The sequence below is a fragment of the Noviherbaspirillum suwonense genome, assembly GCF_900182955.1.
Taxonomy (GTDB): domain Bacteria; phylum Pseudomonadota; class Gammaproteobacteria; order Burkholderiales; family Burkholderiaceae_D; genus Noviherbaspirillum_A; species Noviherbaspirillum_A suwonense.
This window is the reverse complement of the sequence record NZ_FXUL01000002.1, coordinates 207,687-225,425: the sequence shown is the minus strand read 5'-3', so window position 1 is coordinate 225,425 and position 17,739 is coordinate 207,687. Positions and strand designations below refer to the sequence as shown.

Genomic DNA, 17,739 nt, shown 5'->3' with positions numbered 1-17,739 from the left:
CCGGAATGCGACCCGGCGAATTTTGATGTAGCTCAAGGGAGCGCCGGGGGCGGGGTTCTAGCATGGCCTTGCTTTCAATCCGGGGCCACCGGGCCATCGTTTCCCATAGGAGATCAACATGTTCAAGCATCTGCTGGTTCCAACCGACGGCTCGCCGCTGTCTGCCAAGGCAGCCAAGGCCGCCGTCGAGTTTGCCGCTGCCGTGGGCGCACGGATCACCGCACTGTCTGTGGCCGAACCCTATCCATACTCGGCGCTGGCGGAGTCGACCTATCTGCCCGACCAGAGCCGCTATGAGAAGGAAATGCAGGACAATGCGCGGCGCTTCGTGACCGAGGTTGCCGAACTCGCCAGCGCCGCCGGCGTCCAGTGCGACGCCCGGGTCGCGCTGTCTTTCAGCCCCTACGAGGAAATCACCAATACCGCCAAGGATCTCGGCTGCGACGCGATCTTCATGGCGTCCCACGGCCGCAAGGGCATCAACCGGCTGTTTGTCGGCAGCGAGACCCAGAAGGTGCTGGCGCACACGATGCTGCCGGTGATGGTGTTCCGATGAGCGATGAGGACGCCGCGCGGGCAGGGCGCTACTGGTCGCCGCAGCTCAGCGTGGGGGTGGACGCGGTGGACGCCTGCCACCGCGAACTGCTCAGCGAACTGGCGGCGCTGGAAGATGAGCAGGATGCACAGTTCGCGGACCGTTACACCGGCTTCGTCGCGCGCGTCGAACGCGACTTCCGCGAGGAGGAGGCGCTGATGGAGCGGACCGCCTTTTCGGGCCTGCATGGCCACCGGGAACAGCATGCGCGGATGCTGGGCGGGCTGCATCATGTCGCGCGGCAGGTGATGGCCGGCGACCTCGCCGCCGGGCGCGACCTTGTCGCGATGCTGCCGGGCTGGTTCATGCTGCACATTGCGACCATGGACGGCGCGCTTGCGGCCGGCGTGAGCACGCCGGCGCGGGAGACGCCGGCCTAGCGGGGGCGGGCTGGCTGCGCGGTGTGCGCCGCTGGCAGGAACTAACGCAGGCAACAGGGCAACGGCGGCGATTACTGCCTGCGCACCGGAGGAAACAATTAGATCCTGCCAGCAGGAGTTACGCAGACCAATCCAAAAACACCGAGGGATAACGGCCTGTAGCTGTTATCCCTTGCGTTTACCGGTTAAATGCAACTATCCAGAGAACCATTCATTTAACAACAGACAAAAAAAACCGCGCCATCAGCAGCGCGGTTTGTCACTCTCGTGATGCCTAGCGCATCGTTCCGCCGGTGGCGCCGCCGCCCATGCCGCCCGAACCTGCCGCATTCGACGCGCCGCTGCCGGCGGCCGATCCGGCGCTGCCGGATGACTTCAGGCCCGTGCCGGGTTGCCGGCTGGCGCCGCCTTCGAGACCGCCGCTGCCGAGGCCGCTGCCGGTCGCACCCGAACTCGAACTTCCGGATGGCGCCGACAGGCGGTCGCTGTTCGCAGTGGCGCCGGGCGAGCCCGTTGCGTCGCTGCGGCGGTTGACCGACGGCGTGTCGCCGTCGCGCGCGATGCCGCTCGGGCCTTTTTTCGTCGCGTCCGAATGCGCGCCGTGGCCGGAGCGGTCGGTTGGCGTCGTCGGGTTGACCTGCGCCAGGGCGCTGCCAGCAAGCAGCAGCGATGAAACCAGGATAGCGATGGATGGCTTGTTCATATGAATCTCCTGAAAACCGTTTGAAAAGTGGCCGGCGCATGATGCATGCCGGCGCAGCGCATGCCTGTTAGAAAGGTATGCGGCACGGAGTTCAAACAAACGGGGCGGGATGGCGCTTTGCGCAACAGTTCTGCTTAAAGCCTTGCACCGTATCAAGCTGGCACTGCTCGTCCGGAAGGACGCGTAAGCCCGGGGCATGTCTTCAGAGCACCGGAATAACGGTCATGGTGCGCATTTCTGACACACGGCCGGGCTATCGTCCTATAGAGAGTTGCAGCGCTGTTGGCTAGGATGAGCTTATGCCGGCGCATTGCCTTTTGCTAACTGCGGCATCCGGCATCCGCTTAACCGCATTGAAAGGAAATCGATCATGGCCTCCACCAAGCAGGACGTTAAGGAACAGGGCAAACAGGGCGAGCGCACCAGCCGTCGCGGCTTTGCGTCCATGGACCCGAACCAGCAGCGCGCGATTGCCAGCGCAGGCGGTCGTGCCGCACACCTGAGCGGCAATGCGCATGAGTTCACTTCGGAAGAAGCGCGGCGCGCCGGCAGCATGAGCCGGAAGAACAGCGCCAACCGGGGCCGTGCGGCGCAAGCCGGCGGGGCCGACGGCGCGCAAGCCGAGGTCGATACCGCCGGCAAATAAACCGGCGGGCGCGGCGCGCGCTCAGCCGGCAGCCGCCCGAGGCGGGAAGGCTGTCAGATGTTGATCAGGCGTGCGCCGGGCCGTGGGCTGAAGTCGCGGATCTCGTCGATCAGGCCCGCGGCCAGCGCGTCGCGGGCCGTCAGGTGCAGGTCCGTGCGCGCATGCACCAGCAGCTGTTCAGGCGTAAGCCGCAGGAACTTGCGCAGCACGGACTCGGTGCGATGGTCGTCGGCCCGCAGTCCCTCGACCACGACCGCGAGTTCATCGGCACCGATGCCGGCGTTGGGCGACGCATGCGACTTGTGGATCATGAAGCGCGCCGTTTCCGATGCGTAGCGCTGCTGGCCCGCGAGGAAGAGCGTGACCGCGATCGACGCGACCACGCCGGCGTTGTACATCACGAAGCGCACGGGCGACGCCGACAGCACGTTGTACAGGCACAGGCCGTCGCTGATATAGCCGCCGTGCGAGTGCAGCAGCAGGTGCGCCACCTGCACGCCTTCCTGCGCCATCTGCGCGCTGGCGTCGAACACCCGACGCACCATCGAATCGTTCACATCGCCCGACAGGGTGTACCAGGCTTCGGCGCCTGCATCGTTCTCCATGCGACATTCCTCCTTTTGCCAGGCCGTAAGGCGCGGCGGTGAATTTCATCTGTTCGATGTCAGATCGCAGCAGCGCAGATTTGTTCTGGGGATCGGACCGACGGCTTTTTGTCCCGCCGGGCGGAAAGCCCCGGAAACGGCCCGCGCCTTCGAGCCAGGCTTCCCTATAATGCGCGGATGGAAAAACTCTTCATCATTGCCGGCGCGATCTCGGCTTTCATCGGTGTCGCCGGCGGCGCATTCGGCGCGCATGCGCTCAAGTCCCGGCTCGCTCCCGACCTGCTGGCCGTGTTCGAGGTCGGCGTCCGCTACCAGATGTACCATGCGTTCGCGCTGATTGCCACGGCCTGGATCATCGGCCGCTGGCCGGGCGGCGCGGCGAATGCGGCGGGCTGGCTGTTCATTGCCGGCACGCTGCTGTTTTCCGGCAGCCTGTACCTGCTGAGCCTGACCGGCGTGCGCTGGCTCGGCGCGATCACGCCGCTGGGCGGCCTGGCCTGGCTGGCAGCCTGGGCCTGCCTCGCATGGGCCGTCGCGAAGGGTTGAAAACCGGTCTTCGTCTGCGCGGCTCGCAGGCTCGCAGGGTGTAATGCGCTCTCGCTTGTTACACCCTACGAGGTGTCATGGCGCGTGGCAGACCGGGAGCGATATGGGGCGAACCGCTATGGCAGCAGCTTGAGGCCGGGCGGCAGGGAATCTCCGAGCACCCGCTGCTCGTCGGCCTCGTCGAGCTGCACCAGTTCCAGCACCATCGCGCTCCATGCGGGCGCGGCGCGGGCTTCGCGCAGTCGGGCCGCCACCTGCTGCCGCAACGCCGGGTCGAGGTCGCGGCTGCGGTCGCCGGTCATGCGGGCGATATTCGCGGCGGCGAAGGCGGCCGGTTCGATGCGCCGCCAGTCCAGCGTCAGCAGCCAGGCAACCCAGCGCTCCGCGGCCTCGGCCGGCGCGACTTCATGCGCGCTGCCCTGCAGCGGCATCCGCGCACCGACCCGGCCCAGCGCCCACAGCATCAGCCGCTGGTCCGGTAACGCCTGCAACTGCTCCAGCATCCAGTCGCCGATCTCCACCTTGTAGCTGCCCGGGATCCGTTCAAGCGACGCTGCCAGCCGCAGCATGTCGTCCAGCCCGCCCGGCGGCAGGTTCTGGGGCCGCTGGCGGCGTTCCTTTTCATCCGCCTGGACATTGAAGGCGAAGTCCTCGAGCAGCCGCAGCTGGGCTTCCGCCGGCAGGCCGCCGGCGGCGCGCCGCCACAGCGTCCACCATTCCGCGCAGGCCTGGCTGTCGCCGCGGTGCTGCACGCCGTCCGGGAATATCGTCCATAGCTGTTCGATGCGCCAGTCGTCGAGCGGATAGCCGGTGCCGGGCCGCAGGCAGTAGCCGGCCAGGTTCAGCCACAGCCGTTCATGGTCGGCCGAACGGCGGCGGCCGCGCGCGGCTTTCCACAGCGTGTCGAACAGCTTGCGCAGCAGCGGCAGGTCCCAGCGCTCGCGGCTGCCCAGCAGCTTTTCCAGCTGCAGCCGCAGCTGCCGGACGTCCTTCGGCGCCAGCTTCTGGCCGCGCAGCAAAAACACGCGTTCGATCGCTTCCACCGCCTGCGGAAAACGCACAGGCAGCCTGGCCTCCGCGCTGTCGGCCGCGGCTTCCGCGCCGCGCAGCTGGAATTCGAGCTGCCAGCGCTGCGCCGGATTCTTCGCGGCGACGCAGGCGACCTGCAGCGTGCCGACCTCGGTCAGCATGCTGGCCAGCCGCACCTCGATCTCACCCTTGCCGCCAGCCTCGCCGGCCGGCAGCACCGCCGCCAGCGGCGGCAGCCGCAGCGCGCCGATGTCTGCCAGGTCGACCAGCTGCCCGGCATTGCCGGCCCCGGTCGACGACGCCAGGTGAAAACGCACCGGCTGGCCGACGCGCAGCGCGAAGGCCCGGTCTTCCAGCAGCAGTTCCTGTCCCGGCTGGCTGCCGCGCGGCAGGATGCAGACGCCGGTGTCGGCCGCGTCGCCGCCTTCGAGCGCCAGGAAATAGCTCCGGGCCGCGCCGCCGGCGATGCGCGGCGCCGCGCCGCTGCGCGATAGCCCGTAGGCGACCGCGCCGCGTGCGACCGCGACGTCCGGGTCGTCGTTTTCAAGCAGGCGCAGCGGCGCGCCGCGCCAGCCTTCGAGCACCTGCCGCAGCCGTTCCGACAATGCCGAGGCGCGGAACACGCCGCCGTTCAGCAGCAGCGTGTCCGGCATCGCCGGCGCGCCGCTGTCGTCCGCATGCTGCTGCAGGAAACTGGCCAGGTGGCGGGTGATGGCCGGGTCGCTCGCATACGGCAGGCCGAACTCGACCAGGCCGGCGCGGCGCGGCTTGCTTTTCTCCGCCAGGCCGACGGCCGGGAGGAAGCCATCGACCAGCATCGTCCTGACCTCGTCGCGGCCCAGTTCGACGGTGCGGCTGGCGCCGACCAGACGGCTGCCGCCGCCCAGCAGCGTCACCGGCGCGCGTTCCGGCGCATCGGCCGCCAGCAACTGTTCCTTGGCCGCGCGGCAGCGCTCCATCAGCTGGGACAGGCGGCTCGCCGACAGTTTCTGCGGCGCCTGGCCGGCCTGCGCCGGCTGCAGCCGCGACTCCGCCAGGTGGGCCAGCACCAGGTCCATGTTGTCGCCGCCCAGCATCAGGTGCTGGCCGACGCCGATGCGCTCCAGCGCCGGTTCGCCGTTCTCGAGCCGGACGCTGATCAGGCTGAAGTCGGTGGTGCCGCCGCCGACGTCGGCCACCAGGATCAGCCGGCTGCCGGCAAGCCCGGCCGCCAGCGACGCCCGGTGCCGGTACAGCCAGTCATGCAGCGCCGCCTGCGGTTCCTCGACCAGGTGCAGGCGCGGCAGGCCGGCCATCCGCGCCGCCTCGACGGTCAGCGCCCGCGCGCCCTCGTCGAACGAGGCCGGGATGGTGAGCACCAGGTCCTGCTTTTCCAGCGGATGCGCCGGGAAGCGGGCATTCCAGGCGTGCCTCACATGGGCAAGATAGCCGGCGCTGGCCGCCAGCGGCGAGACTTTCTCGACGTCGTCCGGCGCGCCCCAGGGCAGGATGGGCGCGCTGCGGTCCACCGCCGCATGCGACAGCCAGCTCTTGGCGCTGGACACCAGCCGGCCCGGCACTTGGGCGCCGAGCCGCCGCGCCAGCGCGCCGACGATGGCCGGCTCGTCGCCGGCGCTCCACGGCAGGCGCAGTGCGCCGGGCGCGAACTCGCCGGGCGCGGGCTGGTAGCGCAGCGATGGCAGCAGGGCTTCGGCCCGCACTTCGCCGGGCGCGACGAGCTGCTCGACCTCGAACACCCGCACCGACGCATCGCCCGGCGCCGCATAGGCGACGACGGTGTTGGTCGTGCCGAGGTCGATGCCGACCACATAGCGGGCCATTGCTTAACCGGGAACGGCGCCGCGCACGTCGAACTCGACATTCCAGCGTGCGCTGCCGTCGCGCGGCACGGCGGCCAGCTCCAGCGTGCCGGTCTCGCTGACGCGCGACTGCAGCCGGACCTCGACCACCTGGCCGGGCTGGCGGCCATCGGCCGGGAGCGTCGCCTGGATCTCGTCGAGCTCCTGCAGTTCGTCATCCTGCCAGAAGTCGAGCAGCGTGCCGACGCCGTCCTGGCGCCGCACGGTCGAGCCGAAGAAACGGAAATGCACCGGCTCGCCGACCACCAGGCCGAATTCCTGGTCCAGCACCGCAGCCTCGGCGCCTTCTTCCATGCCGAACGGCGCGACGCACAACGCCTGGATCGGCGGCGCCATGCCGGGGATTGCGGGCATCGCCGATTCGACGGCGACATAGTAGGCGGCAGCCGTGCCGCCGCGGATGCGGACGCCGCGTCCGCGCCGCACGTGGCCGTAATAGGCGGCGCCGCGCGCAACGGCGAGGTCGAGGTCAGCGCCGGCCAGCAGCCGCGCTGGCGGCGCGTTTTCCGCCGCGAGCCAGCGGTTGACCGTCTCCAGCGTGCGCGAGGCCAGCAGGTCCGACTTGAAGATGCCGCCGTTGAACAGCACGGCGGTCGGGTGCAGGAAGGTCGCGCCGGGATGCTGCTCGACGAATCCGTCCAGCTCGGCGGTCGCGCCCTGCTGGCGGCCGAGGAAGGCGGCCAGGTGGCGGGTGATGGCCGCGTCCTGCGCGAACGGCAGGCCGATCTGCGTCAGGCCGGCGCGGGTGCGCGCAGCCGGGCGGGCCGACGCGTCGACCTGCGGAAAGAAGCCTTCGAGGATGGTGGCGGCCACGTCCTCGCGGCTGAGGTCTGCGCGGATCGCGCCGCCGATCAGCTTGGAGCCGCGGCTGGGGATGACCACCGGCACCGATTCGAGCGCGGCGTCCGACAGCAGGCTTTCCTTGGCCGCGCGGCAGGCATGGGTCAGCGAGCGCATCTGCCACGGGTCGAGCCGGGTGCCGTTGGCAGCCAGCTTCTGCGCCATGCCGTAGGCCAGCGTCAGGTCCATGTTGTCGCCGCCGAGCAGGATATGGTCGCCCACCGCCACCCGGTGCAGTTCCAGGTTGCCTTCGCGCTCCAGCACCGCGATCAGCGAAAAGTCGCTGGTGCCGCCGCCGACGTCCACCACCAGGATGATGTCGCCGGTCCGCACTTCCTTGCGCCAGTTGCCGCCGCTGCCCTGTATCCAGCTGTAGAGCGCCGCCTGCGGTTCTTCCAGCAGCGTCAGGCTGTCGTAGCCGGCCGCGCGCGCGGCCTCGGCGGTCAGCTCGCGGGCGGCCGGGTCGAACGAGGCCGGGATGGTGACGGTCACATCCTGCTGGTCGAACGGCGCGTCCGGGTGGGCGTTGTTCCACGCCTGCTTCAGGTGGTCGAGATAGCGGATCGATGCATCGACCGGCGAGACTTTCGCCAGGTCGGGCGGCGCGTCGACCGGCAGGATGGCCGCGCGCCGGTCCACGCCGGGATGCGACAGCCAGCTCTTGGCGCTGGACACCAGCCGGATCGGCGTGCCCGCGCCGCGGCTGCGCGCGAATTCGCCGACCGCGTACGGCAGGCTGTCGGTCCAGGGCAGGGCCAGCGCGCCGGGCGGCAGTTCGTCGGCATGAGGCAGGTAGAGGAAGGACGGCAGCAGCGGCAGCGCCTCGACCGCGCCGGGGCCGGTCAGCTGCGGCATCGGCAGCACGCCGTTGCTGGTCTTCTCGCCGTCGGACGCGCTGGTGTCGACCCAGGCCAGCGCGCTGTGGGTGGTGCCGAGGTCGATGCCGATGCTGTAGCGCGCCGCAGTCACAGCTCCACCTCCGCCGGGGCCAGCACGTGCACGTTGTGGCCGTCGGCGACCTTGGGCAGGTGGACGTCGGTCGCGCGCCAGCCGCGGTGGCCGACCACGCCGTTGAACGGCGCGGTGCCGACCACGTTGCCGGTCAGCCGGATCGCGGCGGCGTCGAAGCCGGGACTCACGGCGATCGGGCTGCCCTCGCTTTCGCGCAGCACGGGTTCGATCATGAAATGTTCGCGCAGCACCTTGCGGCAGCCTTCATGCACCACGCGGGCGGCGGCGCCGATGTCGGCGTCGCTGTAGCCGGACAGGTCTTCCTGCGCAAAATCGATCAGGCGCGCGTCGCGCTGCAGGATGCCCAGCAGCTGCAGCGCGGCGTCGGGCGAGGATTCCTTCAGGATGCGCAGCGCCGGCTTCGCCTCGGGCTGGGCGGCAGGACGGGCCGGCGCTTCGGCGCCCTCGGGCATCCTGTCGATACGTTCCGCGTAATCCGGATTGCCCACAATCCGGAAAAAAGCGCTGAAGGCGAGCGATACACGATTAAAGAACGATGGACGGGCGCCTGGCCGGTCCTGGTTGGGCTTATTCATTGACTCTTCCTTTGATTGCGACAAGCGGGGGATTATGTCAGAAGCCGGACGAATGCGACTTGATCTGGCGGAAATCGCCGGCGTTCGGCGAGATCGCCGGCGAGAACGGATTTCATTGTCGCGTCCGGTCAGCGGTCACTGGGGCGGTAACTGCATCCGGTTCGGGCATTTTCAAGCACCCTATGGTGTAATGCGCGGTGCCGGGCCCCGCGACCGGGGACGAATCCATAAAACCAATAGTGACGATTTCGATGAACTCAAAGACCCTGACCGACCGAGACAACAAGACCGAAAGCACTGCCCGCAGCGGCGGCCGCATCCTGGTGGACGCGCTGCGCAAGCATGGCACCGACCGCCTGTTCTGCGTTCCCGGCGAAAGCTACCTCGACGTGCTGGACGCGCTGCATGACACGCCCGAGATCGACACCATCGTCAGCAAGCACGAAGGCGCGGCCGCCAACATGGCCGAGGCCGACGGCAAGCTGACCGGCCGGCCCGGCATCTGCTTCGTCACCCGCGGACCCGGCGCCACGCATGCCAGCATCGGCGTGCATATCGCGTTCCAGGATTCGACGCCGATGATCCTCTTCATCGGCCAGGTCGCCCGCGAGCACCGCGGCCGCGAGGCATTCCAGGAAGTCGACTATGTGCAGATGTTCGGCCCGCTCGCCAAGTGGGTCGCCGAGATCGACGACATCGACCGCATCCCGGAACTGGTCGCGCGCGCCTTCCATGTCGCCACCTCGGGCCGGCCGGGGCCGGTCGTGCTGGCGCTGCCGGAAGACGTGCTGGACGGCTCGACGGTCGTTGCCGACGCGCCGGCATACCGGCCGTCGGCCAGCGCACCGGCTCCGGGCGACGCCGAGGCGCTGGCCGCCGCGCTGGCGGAAGCCAGGCAGCCGCTGGTGATCGTCGGCGGCGCCAACTGGAGCGGGCAGGCGCGCGCGGATTTCGCCGCCTTCGCCCGTGCCTGGAACCTGCCGGTCGCCTGCGCATTCCGCCGCCAGGACCTGTTCGACAACCGCGACGCCCAATACGCCGGCCACATGAGCCTGGGCATCAACCCGAAGCTTGCCGAGCGGGTCCGCCAGGCGGACCTGGTGATCGCGGTCGGCACCCGGCTGGGCGACATCACCACCGACGGCTATGTCCACCTGGCCGTGCCGAAGCCGGCGCAGAAGCTGGTGCACATCCATGCCGATGCGAATGAGCTGGGCCGGGTCTACCAGGCCGACCTGGCGATCAACGCCGGCGTCGGCCACGCGGCGGCGATGCTGAAAAGCCTGCCGCCGCCGCAGGACGCGGTCTGGGCGGCGTGGACCGCGTCGGCGCATGCGGACTACGAGGCTTTCACCGCGGTGCCCGCGGCGGCAGCCGATTACCAGGGCGTCGACATGGGGCCGGTGATCAACATGCTGGACGGCACGCTGCCGGACGGCGCCATCCTCTGCAACGGCGCCGGGAATTACAGCGTCTGGCTGCACCGCTTCTATCGCTACCGGCAAGGCCGCACGCAACTCGCGCCGACCTGCGGCGCGATGGGCTACGGTTTTCCCGCCGCGATCGCGGCCAAGCTGCGGCACCCGGAACAGGACGTGGTCTGCCTGGCCGGCGACGGCTGTTTCCTGATGTATCCGCAGGAACTGGCCACCGCGATGCAGTACGGCGCGGGCTGCATCGTCATCGTCGTCAACAACGGCATGTACGGCACGATACGCATGCACCAGGAAAAACGCTTCCCGGGGCGGATCAGCGCGACGGCGATCCACAACCCGGACTTCGTAGCGCTGGCCCATTCGTTCGGCGCCTACGGCGAGCTGGTGGAAGACACCGCGGACTTCGCCGCCGCCTTCGAGCGCGCCCGCGCCAGCGGCAAGGCGGCGCTCTTGGAGCTGCGCACCGACCCGCGCCAGATCACGCCGGCGGTGCGGCTGCAGCAGGCTTCCTAGTGCGGCGCCGATGAGCGCTGTCCCGATGTGGGCCCTGGCCGGCTTCTGGGGGCTGGTGGCCGGCGGCGCGCTGCTGATCGGCGCGGCCTTCGCCTACTTCGTGCATGTGCCGCAGCGGCTGATCGCCGGCGTCATGGCATTCGGCAGCGGCGTGCTGATCTCGGCGCTGTCCTTCGAGCTGATGGACGAGGCCTTCCGCCAAGGCGGCTTCGATTCCACCGCCATCGGTTTCCTCGGCGGCGCGACGGTCTATACGGCGGTCAACTGGCTGCTGGAAAAGCGGGGCGCCAAGCACCGGAAACGCTCGGGCGGTCACCAGCCGTCGGAGCAGGAGCACGCGGGCAGCGGCCTGGCGATCGCGGTCGGCGCGCTGCTTGACGGCGTGCCGGAATCCATCGTCATTGGCCTGAGCATGCTCAACGGCGGCGCCGTCAGCCGGGTCGCGGTGATCGCGATCTTTCTGTCCAACATACCGGAAGGGCTGTCCAGCGCGGCAGGCATGAAGAAGGCCGGGCGCAGCGCGGGCTATATCTTCGGCATCTGGGCCGGCATCGCATTGACGTCCGGCATCGCCGCGCTGGTCGGCTACACGGTGTTCCAGGGATTTTCGGATGAAGTGATCGCGGCCACCACCGCGGTGGCCGCCGGTGCGATACTGGCGATGCTGGCCGATACGATGATTCCGGAGGCGTTCGAGGTGGCGCACAACTTTGCGGGGCTCATAACCGTCACCGGCTTCCTCGCCGCCTTTGTGCTGAGCAAACTCGGCGGGTAGGCAGGGCGGGCAGGCAAGGCGCGCAAGCGTGGCGACCGACCATGATGCGAGCATTGCGGCCCGGCTGCTTCCATCGCAGCAAGCTTATTTGCATCCGATCAATCACCTGTCCAGCTAGCTGAACCATTTATCCACTTCAAACTCTGATCGATTCCAGATTGGAAAAGGAGAATTGAATGAATATTTTGATCACGGGACACCACGTCGAGCTTACCCCAGCCATCCGGGAGTACGTCGAAACCAAGCTGGAGCGGGTCATCAGCCACTTTGACCAGGTCATCGATGTAGCAGTGGTGCTCGGCGTCGAGGCGCCGGCGGAGAAGGAAAAGCGGCAGCGCGCGGAAGCCAACCTGCGCATCAAGGGCGATGTCATCCACGCCGAGTGCTATGCCGAGAACCTGTACGCCGCCATCGACATGATGATGGACAAGCTGGATCGCCAGGTCCAGAAGATCAAGGGCAAAACCCAGGGGCACAGGCAGGAAAGCCAGAAGCGGGCCGGTGAAGTCACGGCCGAGGACGAACTCTAGGCGCATGGCGCCGGCCGGCTCGTTGCTTCAGCCGGCAGGTCCTTGATGGCATCCTCCAATTAATGGCGATAGCGGAAGACGCTCTCGCCATTAATGCCATTCAGGGCGGCCATTTAAACCGACCATTCACGGCGGCCGTTAAAAGCCAGCCGTTAAACACGATCCTTAACCTTTAATTCCCGGTCGCCAGACCCAGCTCGGTCGTCACCTGCTGCTTGAGCAGGTATTTCTGTATCTTGCCGGTCACCGTCATCGGGAAGCTGTCGACGAAGCGGATATAGCGCGGCACCTTGTAGTGCGCGATCTGGCCGTTGCAGAACGCCCGGATCTCGTCCGCATCCGCCTGCGTGCCGGGCCGCAGGATGATGCAGGCGCACAGTTCCTCGCCATACTTCGCATCCGGCACGCCGACGCACTGCACGTCGAGCACCTTCGGATGCCGGTACAGGTATTCCTCGACTTCGCGCGGATAGATGTTCTCGCCGCCGCGTATCACCATGTCCTTGGAGCGGCCGACGATGCTGCAGAAGCCGTCGTCGTCGATCACGGCAAGGTCGCCGGTGTGCATCCAGCGCGCCGGGTCGATCGCCTCGCGGGTCTTTTCCTCGTCGCCCCAGTAGCCCAGCATCACCGAATAGCCGCGCGTGAGCAGCTCGCCTTTATGGCCGCGCGGCACGATGCGGCCGTCGGCGTCGACGATCTTCACTTCCAGGTGCGGATGCACCCGGCCCACCGTCGACACCCGCAGCGACACCGGGTCTTCGACCGAACTCTGGAAGCTGACCGGCGAGGTCTCCGTCATGCCATAGGCGATTGTGATCTCCTTCATGTGCATCTGGCTGATCACCCGGTTCATCACCTCGATCGGGCAGGGCGAGCCGGCCATGATGCCGGTGCGCAGGCCGGACAGGTCGTAGCTCGCAAAGTCGGGATGGTCGAGGATCGCGATGAACATGGTCGGCACGCCGTGCAGCCCGGTGCATTTTTCCGCCTGCACCGTGTCCAGCACGGCTTTCGGGTCGAAACCCTCGCCCGGATACACCATGGTCGCGCCGTGGGTGACGCAGGCCAGGTTGCCCAGCACCATGCCGAAGCAGTGGTACAGCGGCACCGGTATGCACAGCCGGTCGCGCTCGGTCAGGCGCATCGCCTCGCCAATGAAGAAGCCGTTGTTGAGGATGTTGTGATGCGTCAGCGTCGCGCCCTTGGGCGCGCCCGTGGTGCCGGACGTGAACTGGATATTCACCGCGTCGTCGAACTGCAGCGTCGCCGCAAGCTCCTCCAGTTCGGCCAGGTCCGCGGCCGTGGCGGACTCCAGCACCGCATCGAAGCGATGCATGCCCGGCGTCTCCTCGCCGCCCAGACGTATCACGTGCCGCAGCTGCGGCAGGCGCGGCGCATGCAGCTTGCCGGGTTTGCTTTTCGCCAGTTCCGGCACCACGTCCTGCAGCATGCCGATGTAGTCGCTGCTCTTGAAGCTGGGCGCCAGGATCAGCGCGCTGCATTGCACCTTGTCCAGCACGTACTCGAGTTCGGCGCGGCGGTAAGCGGGGTTGATGTTCACCATCACCAGTCCGGCCTTGGCGGTGGCGAATTGCGTGAGCACCCATTCGGCGCAGTTCTGCGACCAGATGCCGATCCGGTCGCCGGGCGCCAGTCCCAGCTTCAGCAAGCCGGCGGCCAGGCGGTTGACGCGTTCGCTGAACTCGCGGTAGGTCCAGCGCACGTTCTGGTGCACGACCACCAGCGCATCCTGCTCCGCATGGCGCAGCGCGATGTCGTCGAGGTAAGCGCCTATGGTCTTGCCGGTCAGCGGCACGTGATGCGCGCCATGGACGTAACTGGGTTGCTGTTGCATGGAAGTCTCCGTTTTTGTCGGCAGCCGGCCAGGGTTGCCGTGTAGATTGAGTAAAGCTCAATTTGTTCAGCGCTGATTCTAGAGCGGAAAGTATGCACCTTCAAGCGAAACTTTCCTATTAATTTTGTGACACCCCGAGTTTTAGTGAGCTATACTCAGGTCGAATTAAATTCGGTGGCAGGCGGTTCCCTTGCACCGCGGCTCTTTCCAATCCAACCACAAGGACGTCATGGCAAATTCCTTCATCAATCTCCCCGGCCTTACTTTTGACCATGGCGAGGACATCGCCGCGCTGCGCGACACCGTGCAGCAGTTCGCCCAGGCCGAAATCGCGCCGCGCGCTGCCGAAATCGACCGCAGCGACCAGTTTCCGATGGACCTCTGGAAAAAGATGGGCGACCTCGGCCTGCTCGGCGTCACCGTCGACGAGGAATACGGCGGCACCGCGATGGGCTATCTCGCGCACATCGTCGCAATGGAGGAAATTTCCCGCGCTTCGGCGTCGGTCGGCCTGTCCTACGGCGCGCATTCCAACCTCTGCGTCAACCAGATCCGCCGCAACGGCACCGACGAACAGAAGGCGAAGTACCTGCCCAAGCTGGTCTCCGGCGAGCATGTCGGCGCGCTGGCGATGTCGGAGCCGAACGCCGGTTCCGACGTCGTGTCGATGAAGCTGCGCGCCGAATGGAAGGGCGACCGCTGGGTGCTCAACGGCACCAAGATGTGGATCACCAACGGCCCGGACGCCGACGTGCTGGTGGTCTACGCGAAGAACGACATCGAAGCCGGCGCGCGCGGCATGACGGCTTTCCTGATCGAAAAGAGTTTCAAGGGATTTTCGGTCGCGCAGAAGCTCGACAAGCTGGGCATGCGCGGCTCGCATACAGGCGAACTGGTGTTCCAGGATTGCGAGGTGCCGGCGGAAAACGTGCTGGGCGGACTGGGCCGCGGCGTCAATGTGCTGATGTCCGGGCTGGATTACGAGCGCACCGTGCTGTCCGGCGGACCGCTGGGCATCATGCAGGCCTGCATGGATGCGGTGGTGCCCTATGTGCATGAACGCAAGCAGTTCGGCCAGCCGATCGGCGAGTTCCAGCTGATGCAGGGCAAGCTCGCGGACATGTATTCGACGATGATGGCCTGCCGCGCCTATGTCTACGCGGTCGGCCAGGCCTGCGACCGCGCGAAGACGCCGGAAGCGGTGCGCGCGCTGCGCAAGGATGCGGCCGGCGCGATCCTTTACTCCGCCGAAAAGGCGACCTGGATGGCCGGCGAGGCGATACAGGCGCTGGGCGGCAACGGCTATATCAACGAATACCCGGTGGGCAGGCTGTGGCGCGACGCCAAGCTGTATGAAATCGGCGCGGGAACGAGCGAGATCCGCCGGATGCTGATCGGCCGCGAGCTGTTCGGCGAGACCAGGTAAGGGCGGCCGGCGATGAATATCATTGAATCGAAACTGAATCCCCGCTCCGACGACTTCAAGGCCAACGCGGAGGCGATGCGCGCCGTGGTCGACGACCTGAAACAGAAGGTCGCGGCCATCGCGCTGGGCGGCGGCCAGGGCGCCCGCGACAAGCACACAGCGCGCGGCAAGCTGCTGCCGCGCGACCGGGTGCAGATGCTGCTGGACCCCGGCACGCCTTTCCTGGAATTCTCGCAGCTTGCGGCCTACGACATGTATGACGATGCGGCGCCGTCGGCCGGCATCATCACCGGCATCGGCCGCGTGGCCGGCCTCGAATGCGTGATCGTCTGCAATGACGCGACGGTGAAGGGCGGCACCTATTACCCGATGACGGTGAAGAAGCACCTGCGGGCGCAGGAAATCGCGATGCAGAACAAGCTGCCGTGCATCTACCTGGTCGACTCCGGCGGCGCCAACCTGCCCAACCAGGATGACGTGTTCCCCGACCGCGACCACTTCGGCCGCATCTTCTACAACCAGGCCAACATGTCGGCCGAGGGCATCCCGCAGGTCGCCGTCGTGATGGGTTCCTGCACCGCCGGCGGCGCCTATGTGCCGGCGATGAGCGACGAGTCCATCATCGTCAAGGAGCAGGGCACCATCTTCCTCGGCGGCCCGCCGTTGGTGAAGGCGGCCACCGGCGAGGTGGTCAGCGCCGAGGACCTCGGCGGCGGCGACGTGCATACCCGACTGTCCGGCGTGGTCGACCATCTGGCGCAGGATGACATGCATGCGCTGGCGATGGCCCGCGCCATCGTCGCCAACCTGAACCGGCAGAAGGCGGCCGACGTGCTGATGCGCGACGTCGCCGAACCCAAGTATCCGGCCGAGGAGCTGTACGGCGTGATCCCGGCCGACACCCGCAAGCCGTTCGACGTGCGCGAGGTGATCGCCCGCATCGTCGACGGCAGCGTGTTCCAGGAATTCAAGGCCCGCTACGGCACCACGCTGGTCTGCGGCTTCGCGCATATCTTCGGCATGCCGGTCGGCATCGTCGCCAACAACGGCATCCTGTTTTCCGAATCGGCGCTGAAAGGCACGCATTTCATCGAACTGTGCTGCCAGCGCAAGATCCCACTGGTCTTCCTGCAGAACATCACCGGCTTCATGGTCGGTCGCAAGTATGAGAACGAGGGCATCGCCCGCAACGGCGCGAAGATGGTGACCGCGGTCGCCACCGCGGCCGTGCCGAAGTTCACGGTCATCATCGGCGGCAGCTTCGGCGCCGGCAACTACGGCATGTGCGGCCGCGCGTTTTCGCCGCGCTTCCTGTGGATGTGGCCCAATGCCCGCATCTCGGTGATGGGCGGCGAGCAGGCGGCCAGCGTGCTGGCGACGGTGAAGCGCGACGGCATCGAGGGCCGCGGCGGCAGCTGGAGCGCCGACGAGGAAAACGCGTTCAAGGCGCCGATCAAGGAACAGTACGAACACCAGGGGCATCCGTATTTCGCCAGCGCCCGGCTCTGGGACGACGGCGTGATCGACCCGGCCGACACCCGCATGGTGCTCGGGCTGGGGCTGTCGGCCGCGCTGAACGCGCCGGTGGCGGACACGAAGTTCGGCCTGTTCCGGATGTAGGGAGACGACATGCAAGATACCGCTTACCAGACCCTGGAAGTCGTCCGCGACGGCGCGCTCGCCACCGTGTGGCTGAACCGTCCCGACGTGCGCAATGCGTTCAACGAGACCACGATCGCCGAGATCACCAAGGTGTTCAGGGCGCTCGACGGCGACCCGCAGGTGCGCGCGGTCGTGCTGGCCGCACGCGGCCCGGCCTTCTGCGCCGGCGCCGACCTGAACTGGATGAAGAAGATGGCCGGCTACAGCCGCGAGGAAAACCTGGCCGACGCCGCCGGGCTGGCCGCGATGCTGCGCGCGATCCACGACTGCGCCAAGCCGGTGGTGGCCCGGGTGCAGGGCGACTGCTATGCGGGCGGCATGGGGCTGGCGGCGGCCGCCGACATCGTGGTGGCGGCCGAGGGCGCGCATTTCTGCCTGTCGGAAGTGAAGCTGGGCCTGATCCCGGCCACGATTTCGCCCTATGTGATCCGGGCGATGGGCGCGCAGGCGGCGCGGCGCTACTTCCTGACCGCCGAGCGGTTTTCGGCGATCGAGGCAGCGCGGCTGGGCCTGGTGCACCAGGCGGTCGCCGCCGATGCGCTCGACTCGACGGTGCAGGCGCTGGTGTCCGCGCTGACGGCCGCCAGCCCGAACGCGGTGGCCGAGGCCAAGCGCCTCGTGCATGACATGACGGACCAGCCGCTGACGGATGCGCTGGTCGACGACACGGTGGCGCGCATCGCCGACATCCGGGCGTCGGACCAGGGGAAGGAAGGCGTGAAGTCCTTCCTCGAAAAACGCAAGCCGTCATGGCTCATCTGACACCGCATTCGACAGATCGCCGGACGG

Annotated in this window: 16 protein-coding genes; 10 read left to right on the top strand and 6 right to left on the bottom strand. The window is 67.6% G+C overall.

The window, feature by feature from the left end; genetic code table 11:
• Positions 1–118 precede the first annotated feature (118 nt).
• Positions 119–556: a universal stress protein gene (locus QOL82_RS04220; RefSeq protein WP_283440995.1), complete on the top strand. Its 438-nt coding sequence runs from the start codon at positions 119–121 to the stop codon at positions 554–556.
• Complete coding sequence (locus QOL82_RS04215) at positions 553–975, top strand: bacteriohemerythrin (RefSeq protein ID WP_283440994.1); 423 nt, start codon at positions 553–555, stop codon at positions 973–975. Before QOL82_RS04220 ends, QOL82_RS04215 begins: the two co-directional genes overlap by 4 nt.
• Before the next feature lie 274 nt (positions 976–1,249).
• Here QOL82_RS04215 and QOL82_RS04210 read toward each other — a convergent pair whose 3' ends face one another.
• The gene (locus QOL82_RS04210; protein ID WP_283440993.1) at positions 1,250–1,678 is read right to left on the bottom strand and encodes a hypothetical protein; all 429 of its coding nucleotides are present in this window, start codon (positions 1,676–1,678) and stop codon (positions 1,250–1,252) included.
• Between the two features lie 370 nt (positions 1,679–2,048).
• On the opposite strand from QOL82_RS04210, the gene QOL82_RS04205 reads away from it, so the two are divergent.
• Positions 2,049–2,324 (top strand): KGG domain-containing protein, encoded by a 276-nt coding sequence (locus tag QOL82_RS04205; RefSeq protein ID WP_283440992.1) that lies wholly within the window; start codon positions 2,049–2,051, stop codon positions 2,322–2,324.
• Between the two features lie 53 nt (positions 2,325–2,377).
• Here the strand turns inward: QOL82_RS04205 and QOL82_RS04200 are convergent, their stop codons facing one another.
• Positions 2,378–2,929, bottom strand: a complete 552-nt coding sequence (locus QOL82_RS04200; RefSeq protein ID WP_283440991.1) for an ATP-dependent Clp protease proteolytic subunit — start codon at positions 2,927–2,929, stop codon at positions 2,378–2,380.
• Positions 2,930–3,106: 177 nt separating this feature from the next.
• Between QOL82_RS04200 and QOL82_RS04195 the strand changes: the two genes are divergently transcribed.
• Positions 3,107–3,475 (top strand): DUF423 domain-containing protein, encoded by a 369-nt coding sequence (locus QOL82_RS04195; protein WP_283440990.1) that lies wholly within the window; start codon positions 3,107–3,109, stop codon positions 3,473–3,475.
• 116 nt (positions 3,476–3,591) lie between these two features.
• Here QOL82_RS04195 and QOL82_RS04190 read toward each other — a convergent pair whose 3' ends face one another.
• From QOL82_RS04190 to QOL82_RS04180, 3 genes are read right to left on the bottom strand one after another with little or no spacing between them, the layout of a single operon-like run.
• A complete protein-coding gene (locus QOL82_RS04190; RefSeq protein ID WP_283440989.1) occupies positions 3,592–6,324 on the bottom strand; it encodes an Hsp70 family protein in 2,733 nt (910 codons plus the stop codon).
• Positions 6,325–6,327: 3 nt separating this feature from the next.
• Complete coding sequence (locus QOL82_RS04185; RefSeq protein WP_283440988.1) at positions 6,328–8,172, bottom strand: Hsp70 family protein; 1,845 nt, start codon at positions 8,170–8,172, stop codon at positions 6,328–6,330.
• The gene (locus QOL82_RS04180; protein ID WP_283440987.1) at positions 8,169–8,750 is read right to left on the bottom strand and encodes a DUF2760 domain-containing protein; all 582 of its coding nucleotides are present in this window, start codon (positions 8,748–8,750) and stop codon (positions 8,169–8,171) included. Before QOL82_RS04180 ends, QOL82_RS04185 begins: the two co-directional genes overlap by 4 nt.
• A gap of 251 nt (positions 8,751–9,001) precedes the next feature.
• Here QOL82_RS04180 and QOL82_RS04175 point away from each other — a divergent pair, with 251 nt between their 5' ends.
• The 3 genes from QOL82_RS04175 to hpf all read left to right on the top strand — a co-directional run bounded on the left by QOL82_RS04175 (position 9,002) and on the right by hpf (position 12,004).
• Positions 9,002–10,699, top strand: coding sequence for a thiamine pyrophosphate-binding protein (locus tag QOL82_RS04175; protein ID WP_283440986.1), 1,698 nt, complete (start codon positions 9,002–9,004; stop codon positions 10,697–10,699).
• 10 nt (positions 10,700–10,709) lie between these two features.
• Positions 10,710–11,474: a ZIP family metal transporter gene (locus tag QOL82_RS04170; protein ID WP_283440985.1), complete on the top strand. Its 765-nt coding sequence runs from the start codon at positions 10,710–10,712 to the stop codon at positions 11,472–11,474.
• Positions 11,475–11,650: 176 nt separating this feature from the next.
• Positions 11,651–12,004: a ribosome hibernation-promoting factor, HPF/YfiA family gene (gene hpf, locus QOL82_RS04165; RefSeq protein WP_283440984.1), complete on the top strand. Its 354-nt coding sequence runs from the start codon at positions 11,651–11,653 to the stop codon at positions 12,002–12,004.
• Between the two features lie 172 nt (positions 12,005–12,176).
• Here the strand turns inward: hpf and QOL82_RS04160 are convergent, their stop codons facing one another.
• Positions 12,177–13,862 (bottom strand): AMP-binding protein, encoded by a 1,686-nt coding sequence (locus QOL82_RS04160; protein WP_283440983.1) that lies wholly within the window; start codon positions 13,860–13,862, stop codon positions 12,177–12,179.
• A gap of 229 nt (positions 13,863–14,091) precedes the next feature.
• Here QOL82_RS04160 and QOL82_RS04155 point away from each other — a divergent pair, with 229 nt between their 5' ends.
• The 3 genes from QOL82_RS04155 to QOL82_RS04145 are packed head-to-tail and all read left to right on the top strand — an operon-like array spanning position 14,092 to position 17,712.
• Complete coding sequence (locus QOL82_RS04155; RefSeq protein WP_283440982.1) at positions 14,092–15,288, top strand: isovaleryl-CoA dehydrogenase; 1,197 nt, start codon at positions 14,092–14,094, stop codon at positions 15,286–15,288.
• 12 nt (positions 15,289–15,300) lie between these two features.
• A complete protein-coding gene (locus QOL82_RS04150; RefSeq protein ID WP_283440981.1) occupies positions 15,301–16,908 on the top strand; it encodes a carboxyl transferase domain-containing protein in 1,608 nt (535 codons plus the stop codon).
• Positions 16,909–16,917: 9 nt separating this feature from the next.
• A complete protein-coding gene (locus QOL82_RS04145; RefSeq protein ID WP_283440980.1) occupies positions 16,918–17,712 on the top strand; it encodes an enoyl-CoA hydratase/isomerase family protein in 795 nt (264 codons plus the stop codon).
• Positions 17,713–17,739 lie beyond the last annotated feature (27 nt).